Origin of the sequence: Micromonospora sp. NPDC049359 (assembly GCF_044466585.1) — a bacterium.
In the GTDB taxonomy this organism is placed as follows: Bacteria; Actinomycetota; Actinomycetes; order Mycobacteriales; family Micromonosporaceae; genus Micromonospora.
Map to the genome: position 1 here is coordinate 299,441 of NZ_JBITMW010000002.1, position 20,325 is coordinate 319,765.

Annotated in this window: 16 protein-coding genes; 6 read left to right on the forward strand and 10 right to left on the reverse strand. The window is 71.8% G+C overall.

Going from position 1 to position 20,325, the window contains the following annotated elements; translation table 11 throughout:
- The first annotated feature begins 170 nt into the window (after nt 1-170).
- The gene (locus tag ACIBTX_RS07620; protein ID WP_396832198.1) at nt 171-2,678 is read left to right on the forward strand and encodes a Tex family protein; all 2,508 of its coding nucleotides are present in this window, start codon (nt 171-173) and stop codon (nt 2,676-2,678) included.
- Between the two features lie 359 nt (nt 2,679-3,037).
- Complete coding sequence (locus ACIBTX_RS07625) at nt 3,038-3,505, forward strand: hypothetical protein (RefSeq protein ID WP_357119937.1); 468 nt, start codon at nt 3,038-3,040, stop codon at nt 3,503-3,505.
- Here ACIBTX_RS07625 and ACIBTX_RS07630 read toward each other — a convergent pair.
- From ACIBTX_RS07630 to ACIBTX_RS07645, 4 genes are all read right to left on the reverse strand, one after another.
- On the reverse strand, nt 3,435-4,382 hold the full coding sequence (locus ACIBTX_RS07630) for a DUF389 domain-containing protein (RefSeq protein ID WP_357119940.1): 948 nt from the start codon (nt 4,380-4,382) through the stop codon (nt 3,435-3,437). The genes ACIBTX_RS07625 and ACIBTX_RS07630 overlap by 71 nt on opposite strands.
- Nucleotides 4,383-4,600: 218 nt before the next feature.
- Entirely contained in the window at nt 4,601-5,842 is a 1,242-nt protein-coding gene (locus ACIBTX_RS07635) for a glycosyltransferase family 4 protein (RefSeq protein ID WP_357119943.1), read from the reverse strand.
- Nucleotides 5,843-5,847: 5 nt separating this feature from the next.
- Nucleotides 5,848-6,774 (reverse strand): NAD-dependent epimerase/dehydratase family protein, encoded by a 927-nt coding sequence (locus ACIBTX_RS07640; RefSeq protein ID WP_396832199.1) that lies wholly within the window; start codon nt 6,772-6,774, stop codon nt 5,848-5,850.
- Nucleotides 6,771-7,511 carry a sugar transferase gene (locus tag ACIBTX_RS07645; protein WP_396832200.1) on the reverse strand — a complete coding sequence of 247 codons (741 nt, stop codon included), beginning with the start codon at nt 7,509-7,511 and terminating at the stop codon, nt 6,771-6,773. The genes ACIBTX_RS07640 and ACIBTX_RS07645 overlap by 4 nt, the downstream gene beginning before the upstream one ends.
- Nucleotides 7,512-7,767: 256 nt before the next feature.
- Here ACIBTX_RS07645 and ACIBTX_RS07650 point away from each other — a divergent pair, with 256 nt between their 5' ends.
- The 3 genes from ACIBTX_RS07650 to ACIBTX_RS07660 are packed head-to-tail and all read left to right on the forward strand — an operon-like array spanning nt 7,768 to nt 11,325.
- Nucleotides 7,768-8,811 (forward strand): polysaccharide biosynthesis protein, encoded by a 1,044-nt coding sequence (locus ACIBTX_RS07650; protein ID WP_357119952.1) that lies wholly within the window; start codon nt 7,768-7,770, stop codon nt 8,809-8,811.
- A complete protein-coding gene (locus tag ACIBTX_RS07655; RefSeq protein ID WP_357119956.1) occupies nt 8,808-9,800 on the forward strand; it encodes an SDR family oxidoreductase in 993 nt (330 codons plus the stop codon). The genes ACIBTX_RS07650 and ACIBTX_RS07655 overlap by 4 nt, the downstream gene beginning before the upstream one ends.
- Nucleotides 9,801-9,858: 58 nt before the next feature.
- A complete protein-coding gene (locus ACIBTX_RS07660; protein WP_396832201.1) occupies nt 9,859-11,325 on the forward strand; it encodes an O-antigen ligase family protein in 1,467 nt (488 codons plus the stop codon).
- Nucleotides 11,326-11,395: 70 nt separating this feature from the next.
- Here ACIBTX_RS07660 and ACIBTX_RS07665 read toward each other — a convergent pair whose 3' ends face one another.
- The 4 genes from ACIBTX_RS07665 to ACIBTX_RS07680 are packed head-to-tail and all read right to left on the reverse strand — an operon-like array spanning nt 11,396 to nt 16,201.
- A complete protein-coding gene (locus ACIBTX_RS07665; RefSeq protein ID WP_357119962.1) occupies nt 11,396-12,649 on the reverse strand; it encodes a glycosyltransferase in 1,254 nt (417 codons plus the stop codon).
- Nucleotides 12,646-13,824 (reverse strand): glycosyltransferase, encoded by a 1,179-nt coding sequence (locus tag ACIBTX_RS07670; RefSeq protein ID WP_357171573.1) that lies wholly within the window; start codon nt 13,822-13,824, stop codon nt 12,646-12,648. The genes ACIBTX_RS07665 and ACIBTX_RS07670 overlap by 4 nt, the downstream gene beginning before the upstream one ends.
- Nucleotides 13,821-15,239 carry a lipopolysaccharide biosynthesis protein gene (locus ACIBTX_RS07675; RefSeq protein WP_396832202.1) on the reverse strand — a complete coding sequence of 473 codons (1,419 nt, stop codon included), beginning with the start codon at nt 15,237-15,239 and terminating at the stop codon, nt 13,821-13,823. Before ACIBTX_RS07675 ends, ACIBTX_RS07670 begins: the two co-directional genes overlap by 4 nt.
- Complete coding sequence (locus ACIBTX_RS07680; protein WP_396832203.1) at nt 15,236-16,201, reverse strand: NAD-dependent epimerase/dehydratase family protein; 966 nt, start codon at nt 16,199-16,201, stop codon at nt 15,236-15,238. Before ACIBTX_RS07680 ends, ACIBTX_RS07675 begins: the two co-directional genes overlap by 4 nt.
- A gap of 167 nt (nt 16,202-16,368) precedes the next feature.
- Between ACIBTX_RS07680 and ACIBTX_RS07685 the strand changes: the two genes are divergently transcribed.
- A complete protein-coding gene (locus ACIBTX_RS07685) occupies nt 16,369-18,396 on the forward strand; it encodes a hypothetical protein (protein WP_396832204.1) in 2,028 nt (675 codons plus the stop codon).
- Between the two features lie 15 nt (nt 18,397-18,411).
- Here the strand turns inward: ACIBTX_RS07685 and ACIBTX_RS07690 are convergent, their stop codons facing one another.
- Nucleotides 18,412-18,930, reverse strand: a complete 519-nt coding sequence (locus ACIBTX_RS07690) for an acyltransferase (RefSeq protein ID WP_357119977.1) — start codon at nt 18,928-18,930, stop codon at nt 18,412-18,414.
- Nucleotides 18,931-19,085: 155 nt separating this feature from the next.
- The gene (locus ACIBTX_RS07695; protein ID WP_357171571.1) at nt 19,086-20,306 is read right to left on the reverse strand and encodes a glycosyltransferase; all 1,221 of its coding nucleotides are present in this window, start codon (nt 20,304-20,306) and stop codon (nt 19,086-19,088) included.
- Between the last annotated feature and the right edge of the window lie 19 nt (nt 20,307-20,325).

The window sequence follows — 20,325 nt, forward strand, 5'->3', positions numbered from 1 at the left end:
ATCGACCCGGCCCGGGCGCGGAGGCAGGACGGCGCGGTGACGCGGGGGCGGGGGGGGACGGCGCGGGGGCGCGACCGGCCGGGCGCGGCGACAGTGGTCGGGGCCGACCGGCAGAATGCAGGCGGTACCCGCTCTTTGAGGGCGGATCGAGTCGAAGGCGGATCGAGATCGTGACCCAGTCTGTTCATCAGCGGATCGCCGACGAGCTCGGCGTGGCCGAGCGTCAGGTGCGGGCGGCCGTGGAGCTGCTCGACGGCGGCGCCACCGTGCCGTTCATCGCCCGCTACCGCAAGGAGGCCACCGGCCTGCTCGACGACACCCAGCTACGCACCCTGGAGGAGCGGCTGCGCTACCTGCGGGAGCTGGACGAGCGGCGGGCCGCCGTGCTGGAGTCGATCCGCGGCCAGGGCAAGCTGGACGAGGCGCTGGAAGCACAGATCATGGCCGCCGACTCGAAGTCGCGGCTGGAGGACATCTACCTGCCGTACAAGCCGAAGCGGCGGACCCGGGCGCAGATCGCCCGCGAGGCCGGCCTCGCGCCGCTGGCGGAGACGCTGCTGGCCGACCCGTCCCAGGATCCGAAGGCCACCGCCGCCGGATTCGTCGACGCCGAGAAGGGCGTCGCCGACGCCGCCGCCGCGCTGGAGGGCGCTCGGGCGATCCTCATCGAGACATTCGCCGAGGACGCCGACCTGATCGGCACGCTGCGCGAGCAGATGTGGTCGCGGGGCCGCCTGGCCTCCCGGGTACGCGACGGTCAGGAGACGGCCGGCGCGAAGTTCGCCGACTACTTCGACTTCTCCGAGCCGTACCCGAAGCTGCCGTCGCACCGCATCCTGGCCATGTTCCGGGGCGAGAAGGAGGGCGTGCTCGACCTGACCATGGAGTCGGAGGAGGCCGGCGAGGCCGACGCCGTACCGACCGGTCCGACCCGGTACGAGGCGATGATCGCCGGCCGGTTCGGAGTGTCCGACGCCGGGCGCCCCGCGGACCGGTGGTTGACCGACACGGTCCGCTGGGCCTGGCGTACGCGCATCCTCATCCACCTCGGGGCCGACCTGCGGATGCGGCTGTGGCAGGCCGCCGAGGAGGAGGCCGTACGGGTCTTCGCCACCAACCTGCGCGACCTGCTGCTCGCCGCGCCGGCCGGCACCCGGCCGACGATGGGCCTGGACCCGGGCCTGCGAACCGGCGTGAAGGTGGCCGTAGTCGACGCCACCGGCAAGGTCCTCGCCACCGACACGATCTATCCGCACGAGCCACGCCGACAGTGGGACGCGTCGATCGAGACCCTGGCCCGGCTGGCCGGCGCGCACGACGTGGAGCTGATCGCGATCGGCAACGGCACCGCCTCGCGCGAGACCGACAAGCTGGCCGCTGACCTGATCAAGCGCCACCCGCAGCTCAACCTGACCAAGGTCATGGTTTCCGAGGCCGGCGCGTCGGTCTACTCCGCCTCCGCGTACGCCGCGCAGGAGCTGCCCGGAATGGACGTGTCGCTGCGCGGCGCGGTCTCCATCGCCCGTCGTCTCCAGGACCCGCTCGCCGAGCTGGTCAAGATCGACCCTCGCTCGATCGGGGTCGGCCAGTATCAGCACGACCTGTCCGAGGTGAAGCTCTCCCGGTCGCTGGACGCCGTCGTGGAGGACTGCGTGAACGCGGTCGGGGTGGACGTCAACACCGCGTCCGCGCCCCTGCTGACCCGGGTCTCCGGGATCGGGGCCGGGCTGGCCGAGAACATCGTGCTGCACCGGGACGCCAACGGGCCGTTCCGGTCGCGGACCGAGCTGAAGAAGGTCGCCCGGCTCGGGCCGAAGGCGTTCGAGCAGTGCGCCGGCTTCCTGCGGATCCCCGGCGGGGACGACCCGCTGGACTCGTCGAGCGTGCACCCCGAGGCGTACCCGGTGGTGCGGCGGATCCTCGCCAGCACCGGGCAGGACCTGCGCGCCGTGATCGGCCGAAGCGCGATCCTGCGCGGGCTGCGGGCCACCGACTTCGTCGACGACCGGTTCGGCCTGCCCACCGTCACCGACATCCTCGCCGAGCTGGAGAAGCCGGGCCGTGACCCCCGGCCGGAGTTCCGCACCGCCACCTTCGTCGAGGGCGTGGAGAAGATCGGCGACCTGACGCCGGGCATGGTGCTGGAGGGCGTGGTCACCAACGTGGCCGCCTTCGGCGCGTTCGTGGACGTCGGGGTGCACCAGGACGGCCTGGTGCACGTCTCGGCGATGTCCCGGACGTTCGTGAAGGACCCCCGTGAGGTGGTGAAGTCCGGCGACGTGGTCAAGGTCAGGGTGCTCGACGTGGACGTACCCCGAAAGCGCATCTCGCTGACCCTGCGGCTGGAGGATGAGCCGGCCGCCGGTGGTCGGACGAGTCAGGAGGGGCGTGGCGGCCCGGCGCAGCGCGGACCGCAGGGCGGTCGCGACGGCCAGGGCGGTCGCGGTGCCGGACAGCAGGGTCGCGGCGGGCAGGACAGTCGCGGCGGGCAGGGCAGTCGTGGCGGGCAGGACAGTCGCGGCGGGCAGGACAGTCGCGGCGGCGGGCAGGGTGGTCGCGAAGGCCAGGGCAGTCGTGGTGGCGGGCAGGGTGGTCGCGGCGGGCAGCAGCGGCAGGGCGCACCGGCGCCGGCCAACGACGCGATGGCCGAAGCCCTACGCCGCGCCGGCCTGGCCTAACCCGTTCACCACCTCGACCCCGCGCGGCCCCGTCGATCATGGAGTTGTGGTGGGTGACAAACCGCCCGCATAACGCCAAGCCAGGCACCACAACTCCATGATCGACCGGGCCTGGCCGCGATCTTGCACTTTCTGCGCCGGCATAGCCGGCATTCCGCCTATTCCGACGACCGAAACTGCAAGATCGACGCAGGCGGAGGCGGGGCGAGGGCGGGGCGGGGCGAGGCGGGGCGAGCGCGGGGCTACAGCAGGCGATCAACGCGCTGCCGTACTACGTCTAGACCAACGTGGTGATGGCCGCGATCGCCCGGGGCACCCTGCGGGCCGCTCGACTGAGCCCCGTGCGTACCGTCGGCGTCGTGAATGAGCCGGACGGCCGGACGTGGCGGGAGCAGCAGCGGCAGGCGGTGCGCGCGCATGCCGACGCGGACGCGCGGCGGCGGGCCGCCGAGCAGGCCGAGGCGGCGAAGCTGGTGGCCTGGTTCGTGGCCGAGGCGACCCGGCGGGGGCTGCGCACCACCCGGCTGGTCGCCCGGGGTTACGACGGGCGCGGGCGCTACCGGACCAGGCTGACCGGCTGGTACGTCGACCGGGCCGAGACCCGGGCGGTGGATGTGGCCGGCCGGTTCCACCTGCTGACCGTGCCCGGAGGTCTGCGGGCCCGGCTGTTCGGCGCCGACCCGGAACCCAGCCCGGCACCGTTGGTGGTCGGGTCCGGTGGACGAGACGGCGAGTCGATCCCGTTGCGGACGCTGCTCACCCGGTTGCTGGACGACGGGACCGGCGAGCCAGACCCCACCACCAGGCCTGCTGCACCACGAGGGTGAGCAGGCCGGCCAGGACGATCGCACTCAGGTTGATGACCAGTTGGAGTGCCGAGCCGCCCGCTTCGTCCCATACTCCGTAGGCGGCAGCCACCGCCACGTTCGCCGCTGCCGGGACCGTCGTCACCGAGATCAGCACCCCGACCAGGCTGCCTGACTTCTTCGACGTCAACGAGAGCATCCCGGCCACGCCGGCGAGGAGACCGACCACCCAGGACAGCGCGTCCGGCCGCCAGATGAAATCGGTGAGTGGGCGTTCGGCGAGCAGCATCTCCCGACTGACCAGGCCGGCGGCGGTCAGCGCCCAGGTGCTCAGCACGGTCGCCACCATGGCCGCCACGAAGCCGACCACGAGAGCCTGCACCGAGCGGCCGATCACCCCGAGCCGGCGGCGCAGCAACGCCACGCACAGCGCGGCGAGGGGGCCGAACTCCGGACCGACGACCATCGCCCCGACGATGAGAATCGGCTGGTCCAGCAGCACCCCGATGCCGGCGATCATGGTGGCCACCACGATCAGTACGAGGTACGTGCCGGACAGTTCCGTCTGCTCACCGGTCTTCGCGGCAATCTCGTCCCAGACCACCGCGTCCGCGCCACTGCCCGGCGCCCGGTCCGCCGCCCGGTCCGCCGCCGCGGAGATGGTCAGCTCGATGTCCTCGGCCGCGATGCCGCCGCTGGTGTCCACGCCGAGTCGCCGCAACTCCCGCAGCACACGGTCCGCGCTCTCCCGCACCACGTCGCAGAGGATGAGATCACCCCGCGGTTGCCGGGCGGCACCCGGCAGCACGGCGAGGTGAGTCACTCCTGCCTCTGCGGAGAGCAGGTCGACGACATCCGTCGTCCTGCTCTCCGGGGTGATCACCCTCAGGTGCAGCACGCGCCATCCCCTCGCCGGTCCGGTCGGTGCTTCCCTCGCCCGACCGGCCGTCGCGACTCTACAGCTCGCCCCGTCGAGGCCGGGAGCTGCACAAGGCCGAGGCCACAACGGGAGCCTCGGCCTGGTCGGAGACCGCGATCGACTCACCCCGCTCGGACGGTGGCCGCGCGCGCCACCAGTCTGGACGAGCCGCCCACTTTGAAACGTGCTGCAGCGGGTCAGCGCCGTCGGTGGCTCTCCACCGCCTCGCCCAGCGCCTGCTCGACCCGCTCGGCGCCGGCGGCGACGGAGAAGACCCGGTCGTAGTGCGCCCGGCCGGCCTGACCGAGCAGCTCGAGCTTCTCCCGGCCCAGGTCGCAGAGTTCCCGTAGCGCGTCGGCGATCGAGTCGGGGTCACCGGGTCGGGCGGTGATACCCGCGCCGCTGTCGTGCGCGACGGCTGCGGCGTCCCCCTGCGCGGCGACCAGCAGGGCCCGCCCGGCAGCGAGGGTGGCCTGCACCTTGCTGGGCATCGTGTACGCCGACATGCCGCCGGGTCGCAGGCTCACGTAGTGCGCGTCACCGGTGGCCATCAACGCGGGCATCCGCTCCCGGGGCAGCCGCCCCAGGAACCGCACGTGTGTCGCGTTCAGCTCTTCGGCCCGACGGCGCAGCCGCTCCTCGGTGGTGCCGGAGCCGGCGATCAGGCAGACCAGTCGCGGATCGTTGATCCGGGCGCAGGCGTCGATGAGCGAGTCGAGCCCCTGCGCCTCACCGAGCGTGCCCGCGTACACCAGCACCACCTGGTCCTCGCGGAGCCCGAACTCGGCGCGCAGGTCCGCGACGCCCGTCCTCGGCGTCTCGTCGGCCCACACCGGAATGTGGACGAGCTTCTTCCGAGGTACGCCTCGGCTGGCGAGCAGGTCGGCGGCGCTGGGCGAGACGTAGGCGACCCGGCCGGCGCTGCGGTACATCCCACCGCACCAGCCGCTCATCCCCCGCTCGATCATCCGGGACACCCGGTCGGTGCCGATGAAGCCGCTGGCCACCGCGCTGTCGGGCCACAGGTCCAGCACGTGCAGCAGCACCGGCACCCGCTGGACGTACCGGGTGAACCACATCGGCAGGGCGACGCTGATCGGCGAGTTGCCGACCCAGAGGGCGTCCACGCCGCGCAGCGCCGACGTGCCGGACACCAGCGCCGAGGCGGCGAAGGAGCCGTAGTTCGCCAGCCGGCGCAGCGCGGAGCGGTCATGGCTGGGATAGAGGGCCACCCGGCGGATCCGGGTCGTCCCGTCGACCTCGTCGAGCCGACGGGTCACCCGGTAGCCGGGCGCCAACTCGCCGGTCGGGTAATTGGGGAACCCGGTGAGGACCTGGACCTCGTGTCCTCGGCGGACGAGAGCCCGAGCGAGCATCCCGGGGAGCGCCGCCGCGCCCGGCTCCGGGTCGAACCACTGGCTGAGCATGCCGATCCGCATGGGCTTCACCGCGCTGCCGAGCCGGCGACCGGACGGGCGGGCTGGTCGCCGTCGGCCTGCCACAGTGTTGCCAGCGAATCACCGAGGTCGTGTGCGGGCGTCCACCCGAGCACCCGGTTCGCGCGCTCGATGTCGGCGCACATCCACGGCACGGCGGCTGAGCGATCGGCGTCCGGCGCGAAGCTGCCGTCCCGGATGTCACCGGTGAAGCCCGACACCTCCGCCAACAACCGGACGACGTCGCGCGTCGCCACCGCCCTACCGCTGCCCACGTTGAAGACCCGGGCGGGCCCCGGGCGGCAGCTCGCCGCGGCGAGGACCGCCGAGGCGACGTCCCGGACGTCGACGAAGTCCCGGTACGTGTCGTGCAGGCCCACGGCGATGTCCTCCGATCCGGTAGCGACCGCCGACCTCACCATCGCGGTCACCCGGGTGAGCACGTTGCCCGCCGGCATGCCGGGCCCGACCGGGTTGAAGATGCGCAGCACCATCGTGTCGAGTCGGCCCGCCCCGCCGGCCAGCTCCGCCAACCGCGTGGCGGCCAGGTGGCTGAGCCCGTACTCGCTGACGGGCGTGCCCTGGTACTCCTCAGTGACGGCGAGGCCGTGCGGCACGGCGCCGTACTCGGCGGCCGAGCCGATCCGGATCAGGCGGGCCCCGGGGGCGGCGGCGGCCACCGCTTCGATCAGCTTCGCGGTCGCCACCACGTGCGCCTGCACGAAGTCGTGGCCGGAGCCGACGATCCGTCCGGCCGCCGTCACCACCGTGTCCGGTCGCTCCCGGGCGATGAGCGCGGTCAGGTCGCGCAGCTCGACCCGGACCAGGTCACACTCGGCGCGGGTGATCGACCGGACGGTGGCGTGGGCGGCCAGCGCCGTCCGGATGTGCCGGCCGAGGAATCCACCGGCCCCCAGGAGCAGGACCCGGTTCATCGCCGGTGGGCGGAGTCGTGGTCGACGGTCGGCTGCGCGGGTGGGTTACCGGTGAACTCGTGCCAGGTGGCCGCGCCCGGCGCGGAGATGCCCTGGCGACTGAGCACCACCCAGATCGTGGCCAGGACGATCCGCAGGTCCAGCAGGAAGGAGCGGCGGTCGACGTACTCGACGTCGTAGGTGAACTTCGCGTCCCAGTCCAGCGCGTTTCGGCCACGCACCTGGGCCAGCCCGGTGATGCCCGGTCGCACGTCGTGTCGTCGGGCCTGTTCCGGGTTGTAGAGGCTGAGGTAGCGCACGAGGTGCGGGCGGGGACCGACCACGCTCATCTCGCCCCGCAGCACGTTCCAGAACTCCGGCAGCTCGTCGAGGCTGCTGGCCCGCAGCCAGCGGCCCACCCGGGTCAGCCGATCCGCGTCGCTCACCAGCCCTCGATCCGGATCGGGGTGGCGCATGGTCCGGAACTTGACCACCTCGAACAGTTCGCCGTGCAACCCCGGGCGGGTGTGCCGGAACAGCACCGGCCGCCCGTGCGCCACCAGCACCACCAGGGCCACCACGGCCAGTACGGGGGCGCCGAGCGACAGGACGAGGAGAGCGCCGATGACGTCGAGAAGCCGCTTCCAGCGATCGTACGGTCGGCGCGTCGTGGTGCCGTCCCGAGGTGTCTCCCGACCGGTCGTCGGGCCGGAGGTGCCGGCGCGCGTATGTGCCGCATGGAGAGCAACTTTTGCCATGGACAACGCATACCACCATTTCGAGCACCACTTCCGACTTTCACGATAGGGCGCTCCGGCGCGTCGACAATGGAGCGCGGCGACCACTTCGGCGCGCCGAGCCCTGCTCGCGTATTTGTCGGCTCCATTAGAGGTGAACGCGACTCGAATTGCTTTTGGCGGAAGCGGTCACGACACCTCCAAGGCCAGCGTAGGGTCGCGTTCGACGAGAATCCGAATCCCGAGGATGGCCTTCGGGAAACAGGCAGGAGAAGATGTGGTTTCCTCGCTTTCGGACCGGCGATTCCTGATCACCGGTGGCACGGGATCCTTCGGTCAGACGATGGTCTCCCGACTGCTCGACGCCGGGGCCGCCGAGGTGCGCGTACTCAGCCGGGACGAGTCGAAGCAGGACGCGATGCGGCACCGCCTCGGCGACGACCGGGTCCGCTACTACGTCGGCGACGTCCGCGACTACGACAGTGTGCTCAAGGCCGCGCGGGGAATGGAGTTCGTCTTTCACGCCGCAGCCCTGAAGCAGGTCCCCTCGTGCGAGTTCTTCCCACTGGAGGCCGTCCGCACCAATGTGCTCGGCAGCGCGAACGTGGTGGACGCCTGCGAACGCGTCGGCGTCGAGGCGCTGGTGCTGTTGAGCACCGACAAGGCCGTCTATCCGGTAAACGCGATGGGCATGACCAAAGCGCTGATGGAGAAGGTCGCGCAGGCGCACTCCCGCAACAATCCGGAAGCGCGTACCCGGGTCTGCTGCGTGCGCTACGGCAACGTCATGTACTCGCGCGGATCGGTGATCCCGCTGTTCATCGACCAGATCCTGCGCGGTGGCCTGCCGACGGTGACCGAGCCGTCGATGACCCGGTTCCTGATGTCCCTGCCGCAGTCGGTCGACCTGGTGGAGCACGCCTTCCGGTACGGCCAGCCAGGCGACGTCTTCATCCGCAAGGCCGACGCCTGCACCATCGGCGACCTGGCCACCGCGCTGTGCAACCTGTTCCGCGTCCCGGCGAAGTTCAACGTGCTCGGCATCCGGCACGGGGAGAAGCTGTACGAGACGCTGGCCAGCCGCGAGGAACTCGCCCACGTCGAGGATCTTGGCGAGTTCCTTCGGGTGCCGGTGGACAGTCGTGACCTCAACTACTCCCTCTACTTCGAGGAGGGCGACGTCGAGAGCGGCAACATGGCCGACTTCCACTCGCACAACGCCCGGCGGTTGTCCGTACCGGAGATCGAGGCGCTGCTGCTGACGCTGCCCGAGGTACGGGCGCAGGTCGAGGCCGCGGCGGCGGCGGTCGTAACGGCATGAGCACCGGCACCGGTGGCCGGCGACCGGAGTTCGTCCCCCGCCGACGCAGCGGCCCCGGCGCGGACGAGCCGCGCCCGACGCGACGGGTCCTCGTCGTCGGCGTCACCGGCATGCTCGGCCACGCTGTCCTGCGGGAGCTGAGCGACGACGCGGACCTCGACGTCCACGGCGTCGCCCGGAGCATCGAGGACCGCGCGGGGTGGTACCCGCCGCGTCTGCTCGACCGGATCACCCCGGCCGTCGACGCGACCCGCTTCGACGAGGTCCGGCAGATCGTCGACGACCTGCGGCCGGACGTCGTCGTGAACTGCGTGGGTGTGATCAAGCAACGGCCGGACGTGCAGGACGCGGTGCAGACGGTCACCCTCAACGCGCTCTTCCCCCATCTGCTCGCCGAGGCCTGCGGGCCCCTCGGCAGTCGCCTGATCCACGTCAGCACCGACTGTGTCTTCTCCGGCCGGCGGGGTGGCTACGTCGAGGACGACCTGCCGGACCCGCCGGACCTGTACGGGCGGTCGAAGCTGCTGGGTGAGGCGCGCGGGGTCTCCGCGCTCACGCTCCGCACCTCGATCATCGGGCACGAGCTGGACACGAACCGCTCCCTCGTGGACTGGTTCCTCTCCCAGCGAGGCCAGGTACGCGGTTTCACGAGGGCCATCTACAGCGGCGTGACGACCGTCGAGTTCGCCCGACTGCTCCGGACGGTGATCCTGCCCCGGACGGAGCTGGCCGGGCTCTACCACGTCGCCGCCGAACCGATCTCCAAGTACGACCTGCTCCGCCTGGTCGCCGAGGTCTACGGGTGGCCCGGTGACATCGTCCCGGACGACGAGTTCACCTGCGACCGGTCGATGAACGCGGACGCCCTCGCCAAGGCCACCGGGTACCGACCGCCGCACTGGCCGGACATGATCCGGGCGATGCACGCCGCCAGGGCCCGCTGGGCTGCCGAAACGGCCCAACCGGGCCTACAGGACCTGCCTCGCTGAGGGCGGTCCACCCAACGACCGCGGGCAACGCCGGCGGCCGGACTTCAAAGGACATCACGTGGGAAACCGGATGGGCCAACTGGGCCTGCTCGTCGTCGCGACGTGTCTGGTGGTGGTCACCACCGTCGCCGCCATCACCGCCCCGCTTGTCGCGACCGGGTTGGTCGCGCTGGTGCTGCTGCTCGCCTTCAGCCGGCGGGTCGACGGCTGGCGGTGGATGCTGACCCTGACCATGGGGCTACTGGTGTGCGCCTCGTCCAACGTGCCGGCGCTCGTCGACGCCAGCTTCTACCCTCGGTACGCGGCGGTCAGCGGCCTGGTCCTCTGGGGCCTCTGCCTCCCGGTCCGGACGCCGGCCCGCAGCGATGCCTGGACCAGCGTGTTCGTCGGCGCGCTCTGGGCGATGGCCGGTCTCGCCACGGTGAGCTTCGCCTGGTCGGTGGTTCCGATGGAGACCCTCCAGCGGGGCGTCGCGCTGCTGCTCCTGGCCGCCCTGGTGCACGTACTCGTCCGGCGTCGATGGCCCGATCGTGCGGTCATGATGGCCGACCTGCGCGTGGTCTACCTGGTCCTCACCGCGTCCATCGTGGTCAGCCTCGGCATCGGGTTCGTCGACGGCACGCTCGTCGCGGCGACCTCCAGCGTCGCCCGGTTCCAGGGCCTCTACAACAACCCGAACATGCTCGGCATCGTCTGCGCCCTGACGATCCCGCTGGGCTGGGCCGTCCACCGGCAGTCCCGGCGGCCCGTCACGCTCCTCGGCCTGGCGCCGGCCGCCGCCAGCCTCCTGTTGTCCCAGTCGCGTACCGCGCTGATCGCCGTGCTCGTCGGCGCGCTCTGGCTCGTGGTGCGCCACGGTCTCGGCCGGGTGGTCCGGCTGGCCGCCGGGGCGACCGCCCTGCTGCTGGTGGCATACCTGCTCAACCTGCTGCCCACCATCTTCGCCGCACCCTGGATGCGCCAGTTCGTCATGCGCTTCACCGACCCCACCGGCGGCGACCTGTCCAACGGGCGGACCCAGATGTGGCAGACGACCATCGACCTGTGGTGGCAGAACCGGCCCACGCTGGGCTTCGGGTACGCATCGCGGAATCACCTGTTCGAGCTGGCCAGCGCCGACGAGTTCTTCGGGACCGCCGGCGTCAGCGTGGTGCACAACAGCTACCTCCAGCTGCTGCTGGAGTTGGGGCTCGTCGCGGTGCCACCGCTGGTGGTGTTGCTGGTGGCCGCCGGGCGGGTCGCGGTGCGGGCCCCGGTGCGGCGGGCCGACGCGGGGCTGGTCTGGCTCGTCGTCACCGGCCTGCTGATCCAGGTCACCGAGTCGGCCATGTTCGGCACGGGCCAGACCTATCCGTACGTGTTCTGGACCGTGGTCGCCGCCGCGCTGCTGCACCTGCCGAAGGATCGGGCCCCCGCCGGCCGGGACGCCGCTCAGGCCAACCCGCCCCACGCGGAGGCGCGCCGGCAACGGGCCGGCATGTTCGACGACGCCACACCGCGCCGACCCATCGTCCTGCTGCGCTGAGTGCCCGCCGGCAGCGCCGACGGCCGCCCCGGGATGCCCTGGCGCGTGCCTTCGGCGGGCGGGCGTCGCCTCAGTCGCCCCGGCCCGCCGTCACGAAGGCGCTGACCCGGTCCCGCCAGGAACGGTGGTCGAACGACTCCCGGGCCCGCGAACGGGCAGCTCCGCTCATCGCCGTCCACTCCTCGTCGCGCAGCCGCAACGCCCGCTCGATGGCCACCCGGACGTCGTCCGGGCCGTTGCCGTCGAGCACCAGACCCTCGATCCCGTCGTGGACGTAGGCGGCCAGGTCACTCGTGTGGTTGAGCAGCACCGGGCACCCGGCGGCGAGGCTCTCCGGCACCTTGGACGGAAACCCGTTGGCCGCGTACCCGCCGGTGGGGCGGACCAGCATCGAGAAGTGCGACTCCGACAGGAGGGTCAGCACGGTCTCGCGCGGAACGCGGCCGAGGAACCGCACGTCGGCCGAGACGGCGTCCAGCACCGTCAGGTCCAGGTCGGAGTGGGCGGCGGCGTCCCGCGCGCTCACCCCGGCGATCGTAAGGCTGACCCGCCGCTGCTGCTCCGGAGTGAGCCGGCTGAGCCCCCGCAGGATCACGTCGAGCATGTCCTTACGCCCGGGCGTGCCGGCGTAGAGCAGGCGCAGGCCCGCGCTGATCGGGGGTGGTTGCGGCGCCCGGAACTCGTCGCAGTCCACCTGCGGCGGCACCACCAGCACGTCCAGGCCGTGGCCCGTCAGGTAGTCGGCCAGCGTGGTGGAGACCGCCGTGGCCCGATCCACGAGCCGGGTCGCCAGGAACGTCGACCAGCGGTGCCGGACGAAGTACGGGGTGAGCCAGCCGCGGCGGAACTGCCGTCGGTCGTGGCGCTCGCTGGCGTCCACCACCACCGGGCAGCGCAGCACGAGGCGCAGGGTCGCCCAGTTGCCGAGGGTCAGCAGGGCCATCGGCAACAGCACGACGCTCACGTCCCCGCGACCCACCCGCGCCCGGCGGACGGCCCGCAGGACCCGCAGCGGCCGGGCGAGCCGGGCCGACGCGCGGGTGAGGTGGTGTCGACCTCGGATCCGCAGAGTGACCAGGTCGATCCCGGCCGCGCCGAGCTGCCCGGCCGGGAAGGCCACCTCGCACGGCCAGTCGTTGACGACGAGCGTGCGCGCACCCTCGGGCGCGGCGCAACGGGCGAGTTGCAGCAGCCGGTTCGAGGTGGCGTCCCCGTACGGGAACGCGTACGCGCCCACCAGCAGTGGACGCGGCCGGGCGGTGCGGGCGGTCGACCCCGCCGCCGGTCGCGGCTGCCGGCCGAGCACCGTTGTCTGATCGTTCATCTCTCTCCCCGTGTCGAGAAGGCGGGCGGCTGGGGCCGCGCCGGGCGGCGCGACACCCACCGGCGGTAGATCGCCAGGTGGGTGGTGACCGCCGTGTCGATGGCGAAGACGCTGCGCGCGAACCGTTCCGCCGCCGTCGAGGCCGAGGTCTGCTCGGTGTACGTCGCCGCCACGCACACCGCGTGCGCCCACTGCCCCGGTGCCGCCTCGGTGTCGACGATGGTCACGCCGGGCAGATGCTCGTTGATGAAGCGCACCCCCGGCAGGTCGGCGGCCACCGTGCCGATGCCGAGGGCGACCGGCTCCAGCACGCCCCCGGGCAGGCCCTCCAGGCAGGACGGGTGGACGACCACGTCGGCCTGGCTCAACAGGCCGCCCACGTCGTCGCGCGGGCCCAACAGGTGCACCCGCTCGGCCAGACCGGCGGCGACCGCCGCCGCCCGGACGCGCTCGTCGTCGACGTCGTCGCCCGGCCCGACGAGGACCGCGTGGGCCCGCACTCCCCGGGCCCGCAACTCGGCGAGGATCGGCGGCAGGAGCCAGCGCCGCTTCTCCGGCGAGGCCCGGCCGACGCTGACGCAGACCAGATCGGCCGGGCGCGCGCCGATCAACTCGCGTAGGTCGTCCCGACTGGGGCGACGCAGCCGGTCCAGGTCAAGTCCGTTGAGCACCACCCGGCAGCGGGGATCGTCGTACCAGCGCGGGTCGTAGGCGACGGCGAGCGAGCTGGGCGAGACGCCCAGGATGTCGGTGGCGAAGACCCGCAGCAACCGTCTGAAGGCCCGGCGGTAGACACGTCGGCGTAGATCGCGATGCTGGTTGTCGTCGCCGCGGAAGTGGGCGACGCGGACGGGCACACCCCGGAGGGCGGCGAGCGCGAGCAGCACCCCGGAGAAGTTGGCGCAGTCGACGTGCACCACATCGGGGCGTAGCCGCCGCAGCAGTCCGAGGAAGCGGGCGGCGAAGCGGAAATCGAGCGGGATCGGGGTGACCGTGCCGCCGTGCCGGCGGACCACACCGGCCAGCGGGCCGGGCCCGATGTGGTCGCTGAGCGTCGCGAGGTGCACCTGGACGCCGGCGGCCCAGAGCCGGGGCAGCAGTTCGGCGGTACGCATCTCGGTGCCGCCGAAGTTCAGCTCGCCGACGACCCGCAGCACCCGGCACTCCCCGGTCACGTCGACGCTCCCCTGGTGACCGCCCGCCGGTACCCCACGAACACGGCCGGCCACATGGTGAGCACGTACGCGACACAGGCGGCCACCGGCAGGCCGGCGAGCCCGAACCGTCGCAGCGCCCAGACCTTGAGCGCGGTCGCCAACAGCAGGAACGCGGCCCAGCCGACGAACTGCGGCCGGAGCAACCCGATGCTGTTCTGCACCAGGATCAGCGGTGAGGTGACCGCGATCAGCAGGGACCAGCTCGCCAAACCGACCAGGACCGCGACCGGGATCTCGCTGCGGTCGATGCCGCCCACCCACAGGTCGATCAGCCGGTGGCCGTAGCCGACCAGCACGACCCCGACCGCCCCCACGATTCCCCCGTAGAGCAGCACCATGCGGCGCGTGTTGCGACGCACCCAGGCAACCTCGCCCCGCGCCAGAGCCGCGCCGTTGACCGGCCAGACCGTCATACCGACCAGCCCGACGAAGATCGAGAGGACGCCGAACAGCTTCCCCACCACCGCGTAGTGCGCCGCCGTGGTCGCCCCGAGGACGTTCGCGACGAGCGGGCTGTCCACGTTCAGCGCGATCGCCGACATCGTGGTGAGCGCGAAGAACCGCAGACCCAGCCGGAGCAGGCCGACCGCGGTGGCCCGGTGCACGAGCTTCGGGCCCGGCCGCCGTCCGCGATCCTGCAACCAGAAGTACGTCACGCAGTTGAGCAGGTTGGTCACCGGCACGGCCAGCACCGCGCAGGCGATGACCGCCAGTGGTCGCCACCCGGCGGCGATGGCGCCGAGCACGGCCGCCATGCCCAACAGCGCGCCGGCCGACTGCCAGATGTTGCTCTGCACCACCTGGCCACGGGCGTATTGCACCCGCTGGACCAGCGAGAGCGGAATGTTGACCGCGAAGGCGCCGAAGCAGAGCAGGACCAGCGCGGGCGCCTCCGCGGCGACGCCCGGGTCGGTGACGTTGAACAGCGCGGCCCAGGACACCACGGGTACGACAAGCACGAGGCCCGCGAGCAGCGCCAGCGCGACCACACCGAGGGTGGCGAACGCGCTGGAGACCTCCCGGGCCTGTTGCCGGGGGTCGTCGGCCAGGTGACTGAGCCGGGTGAGCAGCCCGTTGCCCAGTCCCAGATCGGCGAACCAGGCCATCCCGGTGAGGGCGGTGACCGCCATCCAGAGGCCGTACCGTTGGTCGCCGAGGAATCGGAAGCAGGCCGGGGTGATGACCAGCGGGGCGCCCAGGCCGATGCCCTTCGCCACCATCGCGGCGGCGATGCCCACCGTGACGGAGCGATCCCGATCCTTCGACGCCGCCGAGGGCCGCTCGCCGGGCGCGAGCGTGCTGCCGGTCGGTGGCGCGGCCGCCGGCACCCGGGCCAGCGGCTCCGGTACGGCCCGACTCGCTGCCCGGGTCACCGAGGCGCGGCGGCTACGGCACGCTCGGCGTCCAACCGACCGGCCATCCACTCGACCGTCGCCCGCAGGCCCTGGGCACGGGCGACAGGTGCGACGTTCGGAAAGAGCTGACGCAGCGCGGCGTTGTCGGCGAGGGAGTGCGCGACATCGCCGGTGCGTGGCGGCGCGTACTCGCGGACGATCGGCCGGCCGCACAACCACTCAAGCTCGTCGAGGACCCGCAGCAGGCTCGCGCGCGCGCCAAAGGCGAGGTTCACCGGGTGCGGGTGGTGTACCCGGCGGCGGACGGCGTCCAGGATGACGTCGCAGACCGTACCGACGTAGGTGAAGTCACGCGACTGCGTCCCGTCGCCGTGCACCACCGCGGGTTCGTCGCGCAGCGCGGCGTGCACGAAGCGGGGGATGACAGCCGCGTACGCGTGGTCGTGTCGCTGCCCCGGGCCGAACACGTTGAAGAAGCGGAAAGCCACTGTCGGCAGCCCGAACGACGCCTGGTGGGCCAGGGCGTACGCCTCGGTGGCGAGCTTGCTGGCCGCGTACGGGCTCATCGGGCGGGTCCAGGTCAGCTCGGTCTTGGGCAGGGCCGGGTTCATGCCGTACACCGACGAGGAGGAGGCGACGATGACGTGCGCGACCCGGTGTCGTCGCGCCGCCTCCAACACCATGAGGGTGCCGGTGGCGTTCGCGTGGTGGGAGGCCAGCGGGTCACTCAGCGACCGGGGAACGCTGGGCAACGCGGCCAGGTGGACCACCGCGTCGCGGCCCGTCATCGCGGCGTCCAGGGCGGCCGGGTCCAGGATCGAGCCCTCGATCAGCTCGACGTGCAGACCGTCGAGGTTGGTCCGCAGTCCGACCGAGAGGTCGTCGAGGACGGTCACCCCGCCGATGGTGGGCTCGACCATCGCGGCGCGAGCCAGATTGGACCCGATGAAACCGGCTCCGCCGGTGATCAGAATGCGCATGAAAACCCCCGTTTACGCCGATCACCTGTTCATCGAGTGAACACGGGACACGTGACGGCGACAGCGGGAAATTCACCCTGTCCGGGTGCTGACCGAAAACGGCCAGCCTCGCCGCGGCGGCGCACAGTGAAGTTCATCGTCATGCGTTCGCGGCGGAGGTGCCGACCATGCCCGAGTTGATCGTCTACCGATCCAACGCCCTGATGTCCGTCAGGTCCCGCTTCGACGGCACGCGGGACCTGGTGATGCCGGCCAACCTGGCGTACGCCGAGGCGATGGTCGGCATGTGGCACTCGGGTCTACCCCAGGTCACCCTCGTGCCTTCGACCGCGACCGACGCCCAGGTGTGGCCGGTGATGTCCGCGATCGGGACGAAGATCCACGACACCGCCGACGACAACTGCCCGATCAACACCGGCTGGTCGTACGTCGGCGGCAACCACGGCTACAACGTCGGCAACCAGATCGCCGTCGCCAATCACGGCAAGACGACAGTCGACGTGGGCTCGCAGTGGACCGACGGGACGCGCACCTTCACCCTGCTGGCCATCACCAACGCGGACAGCCTGCTCTTCGGCAACCCGTACACGATCGTCGACGGCATCGCGCAGGGCGCCCGGGTCAAGCCGGCCGCGCCGCTCACCCACCTCTCGGGGGCGACCCACACGGCGACCGTGCCGATCACGGGTCTGACGCCCGACGTGCAGATCCGTCCGGCCACCCACTCGCACACGGTGACCGTCGAGCTCGACGGACGGCCGGTGCCGGACGGCCGGTTCACGGGGCAGGAGCTGACCATCCGGGAGTCCTACGTGATCCCGTCCTACCAGGGGATGATCGACACCGCTCGGGCGAACGTCGGCACGCCCATCGCCACGATCATGTCGCGGATCCCGTCCCTGTGCCGCATCTCGAACGTCTACCGCTGGTCGCAGGGGGGTCTGCTGGTCCGGCAGACGGTGGCCGCGTTGGAACGCTTCGCGCTGAACGCCGGGGTGACCCAGTGCGGTCCGTTGACCCCGGTGGCCGGCGGCACCCGCCGGCAGTTCATGCCGAACGTGGGCACGGCCGGCGGTCTGAACTGGTCGGTGTGGGCCAACATCGACACGCTCGCGGCCCTCACCGACTTCACCCCGGCGACCCTCACGAACCGGCTGATGCCGGCGAGCAGCATGACCCAGTGGGTGGTCAACAGCGGCCAGGTCCAGCAGTGGGGCATCGCCGTCGGTCTGCTGCCGGTCGCCGACGGCGTGCCGGAGATCCGGTCCCGGCACACCACGGCCAAGGGCTGGTTCATCACCTCCAGCCTGAAGAAGAACTACCCGCAGCTGGTGTGGGGTCGCACCCTCGACGCCGGCGAATCAGTGACCGGCACCGCCTACCGGCGCTACCTCGCGCCGCCCTCGGCGGCCACCGAGATCGTCGTGTCGGACTCCGCCAACGACTTCGTGATGATCGAACGGGTCGAGGCGGTCGCCCAGACCCAGATGGCGGCGCCGCAGCTGTTCCACCGGCTACTGGTCCCGGCGGGGCCGACGAATCTCACCGTGCCGGACCGGGTCGCGGTGGCCGGCATCTCGTACGCCATGGCGGTGCCCACCGGGTACGGCATGTGGCGCGCGGAGCCCGGCCCGGCGCAGGTGGGGCCACTGCCCGGGACGACCTGCCCGCGCGGCAGTTACTTCCTGGCCCTCGCCGGCCCGACCCAAAACGTGACCTACGCCGGCGCCTACCAGTCGCTCCTGCTGCACCCGGTGTACCTGGCGGAGCCCACCCCGGTCGACCGGGTGTGCGTCGAGGTGACCGTCGCGGGATCGGGGGTGCTGCGGCACGGCGTGTACGCCCACGATCCGACCACCGGTCGTCCCGCCCTGCTCGGCCCGATCGCCGACTTCGGCAACGTCGCCGTCACCTCCGTCGGGGTCCGGGAGTCGGTGCTGAGTGTCCCCGTGCTGCTGCCCGCCGGCTGGCACTGGTACGGGCATGTGTGGCAGACCAGCGGTGTCACCCCGCCCACGTTGCGGGCCAGCAGCACCGGCGCGGCCACCGGCCTCAATCTCGGCACCAGTTCGGCGGCGATGACCGGCGACCGGTTCGGTTACGAGGTGACCGGGACGACCGGCGCACTGGGGGCCATCACCATCGCCGGAGTGCACCAACTGCCGCCACCGCGGGTCGCCTACCGGCGTGCCTGAGCGGGCCGGCGGGACTCAGACCGTCGTCACCCCGTAGATCTTCTTCATCGCCTCGTGCTTCTCCGGGACGGGAAGGTGCCCGATGCCCAGCGACTTGGCCTGCAACCGTTCGAGGTACTCGTCGGTGGTCCGCAGCGGGCGTGCCGGGACACCGGCCGCCACCGTGTTGTCGGGGATGTCGCGCGTCACGATCGAACCTGCCCCGATGACGCACCGGTTTCCGATGGTGACACCGGCCAGGATCATCGACCGCATACCGATGTACACGTCGTCGCCGATCGTGATCGGCGCGGTCCAGTCCAGGTCGGGGTGGTCCTTGCGCAGGATCAGCGTGCCGCCGTCGTGGGTGACGAACTGCACCTCAGAGGTGATGTAGACGTTGTCTCCGATGGTGATCAGCCACGGCTCCGAGCCGAACATCGCCCGGCTGATCCCGTAGAACCGGACCCGTCCGTTCAGCTTCACCCCCAGGGACCGCGCGAAGGCCTCGGGATTCCGGGTGGCGGCCAGGTGGTCCGCGACTCGTCGGACCATCGTGCGAACGCGACTGGGCACCTGCTGTCCTCGCTCATCGGAGCCGGCCGGGGTGGCGGACGACGGACCCGCCCACGCGGACCCGCCACTGCAACGAACCAGCTCCGGCCGGGGTGACGCGGTCCCGGCCAGCCGCAGGGGCGCGGCCCGCCGGATCAGCCGCAGAACTGTCGGGCGTGGTCCAGCACGTTGGGTTCGCGGAGCTGCTGTCGCCAGAGTCGGTATCGCCGGCCCGCGATCTCCTTCGCCTCGGCGCGCTCCCCGGCGGACCGGTCAGCGAGCCGGTCGAGGGTCTCGCTCAGGCCCGCCGCCGACGCCGGCCGGACCACCGCTCCCCCACCGGCCGCGATCAGGTCGCTGAACGGCGTCGCGTCGGAGCAGACCACCGGGCAGCCGGATGCGAGGCTCTCCAGGATGACGTGCCCGTAATTCTCGCCAAGTGTCGGAAAGAGGAACGCGTCGTACCGGCTGAAGGTCGCCATCACCTCGTCCGCCGCCAGTTCCCCGAGGTAGCGGACCCGCACATGATCGGGCATCGCGTCGATGAGTCGCCGGCAGCACGCCCAGTACTGCTCGTCCTCCCGCGGACCGTAGATGTCGAACTCCAGCGGGCGGGTGGCGCCAGCGACCGCCTCCAACGCCCTGGTCAGGTTCTTCATCGGGGAGATCCGGCCGACGAACACCAGCCGCAACGGCCCGTCGTGCGCGACGGCTCGGGGTGCCGGCTGTTCCGGGATGGGGCACTCGTTGCCGTTAACCATGATCTGCGCCCATGGCATGTTCGCGCGGATCTGGTCCTCCTCCAGCCGGCTGCAGGCCTGCCACCGCACGTCGAGCCGGCGCAGCAACGGGGCCCAGACCGCGAGGAAGAGCCGCTTCTTGCGGGCCTTGATGGCGAGCGCGCCGGGCGAGAGCTCGCCGCGCGGGGCCAGCATGATCGAGCGGACCCGCACCAGCCGCAGCGCCACCGCCAGGATCGGCAGCACCGAGAAGAGCGACCAGAGGCTGTTGACGTAGACCAGGTCGAGTGGGCGGGACCGGACGTGCCGCGCCAGTCGCACCCAGTGCCGCAGCGCGAACGCGCCGAGATAGAAAATGGCGCAGCGGTCGTCGCGGCGCACCAACCGCCCGGACAGGCCCGGGTACGGTGTGGACGAGCAGAGGTCCCGGTCCGCGGTGACCAGGGTGACGTCGAGGTCGTCCGGCAGGGTGTCGAGGATGAACCGCAGCGAGCGGATCGGCCCGCCGCCACGAAAGCCCGGCTCGAACACGCGGGCGGTGGCGAGCACCCGGTACCCCGTCGTGGTCGTGGATCGCGCCGTGTTCCTCGGCGTTCCGGTGCTGTCGGGCGCACGCGTCATTGCCAGCTCGTTCACCTTGGGCTCACCTTCCGAA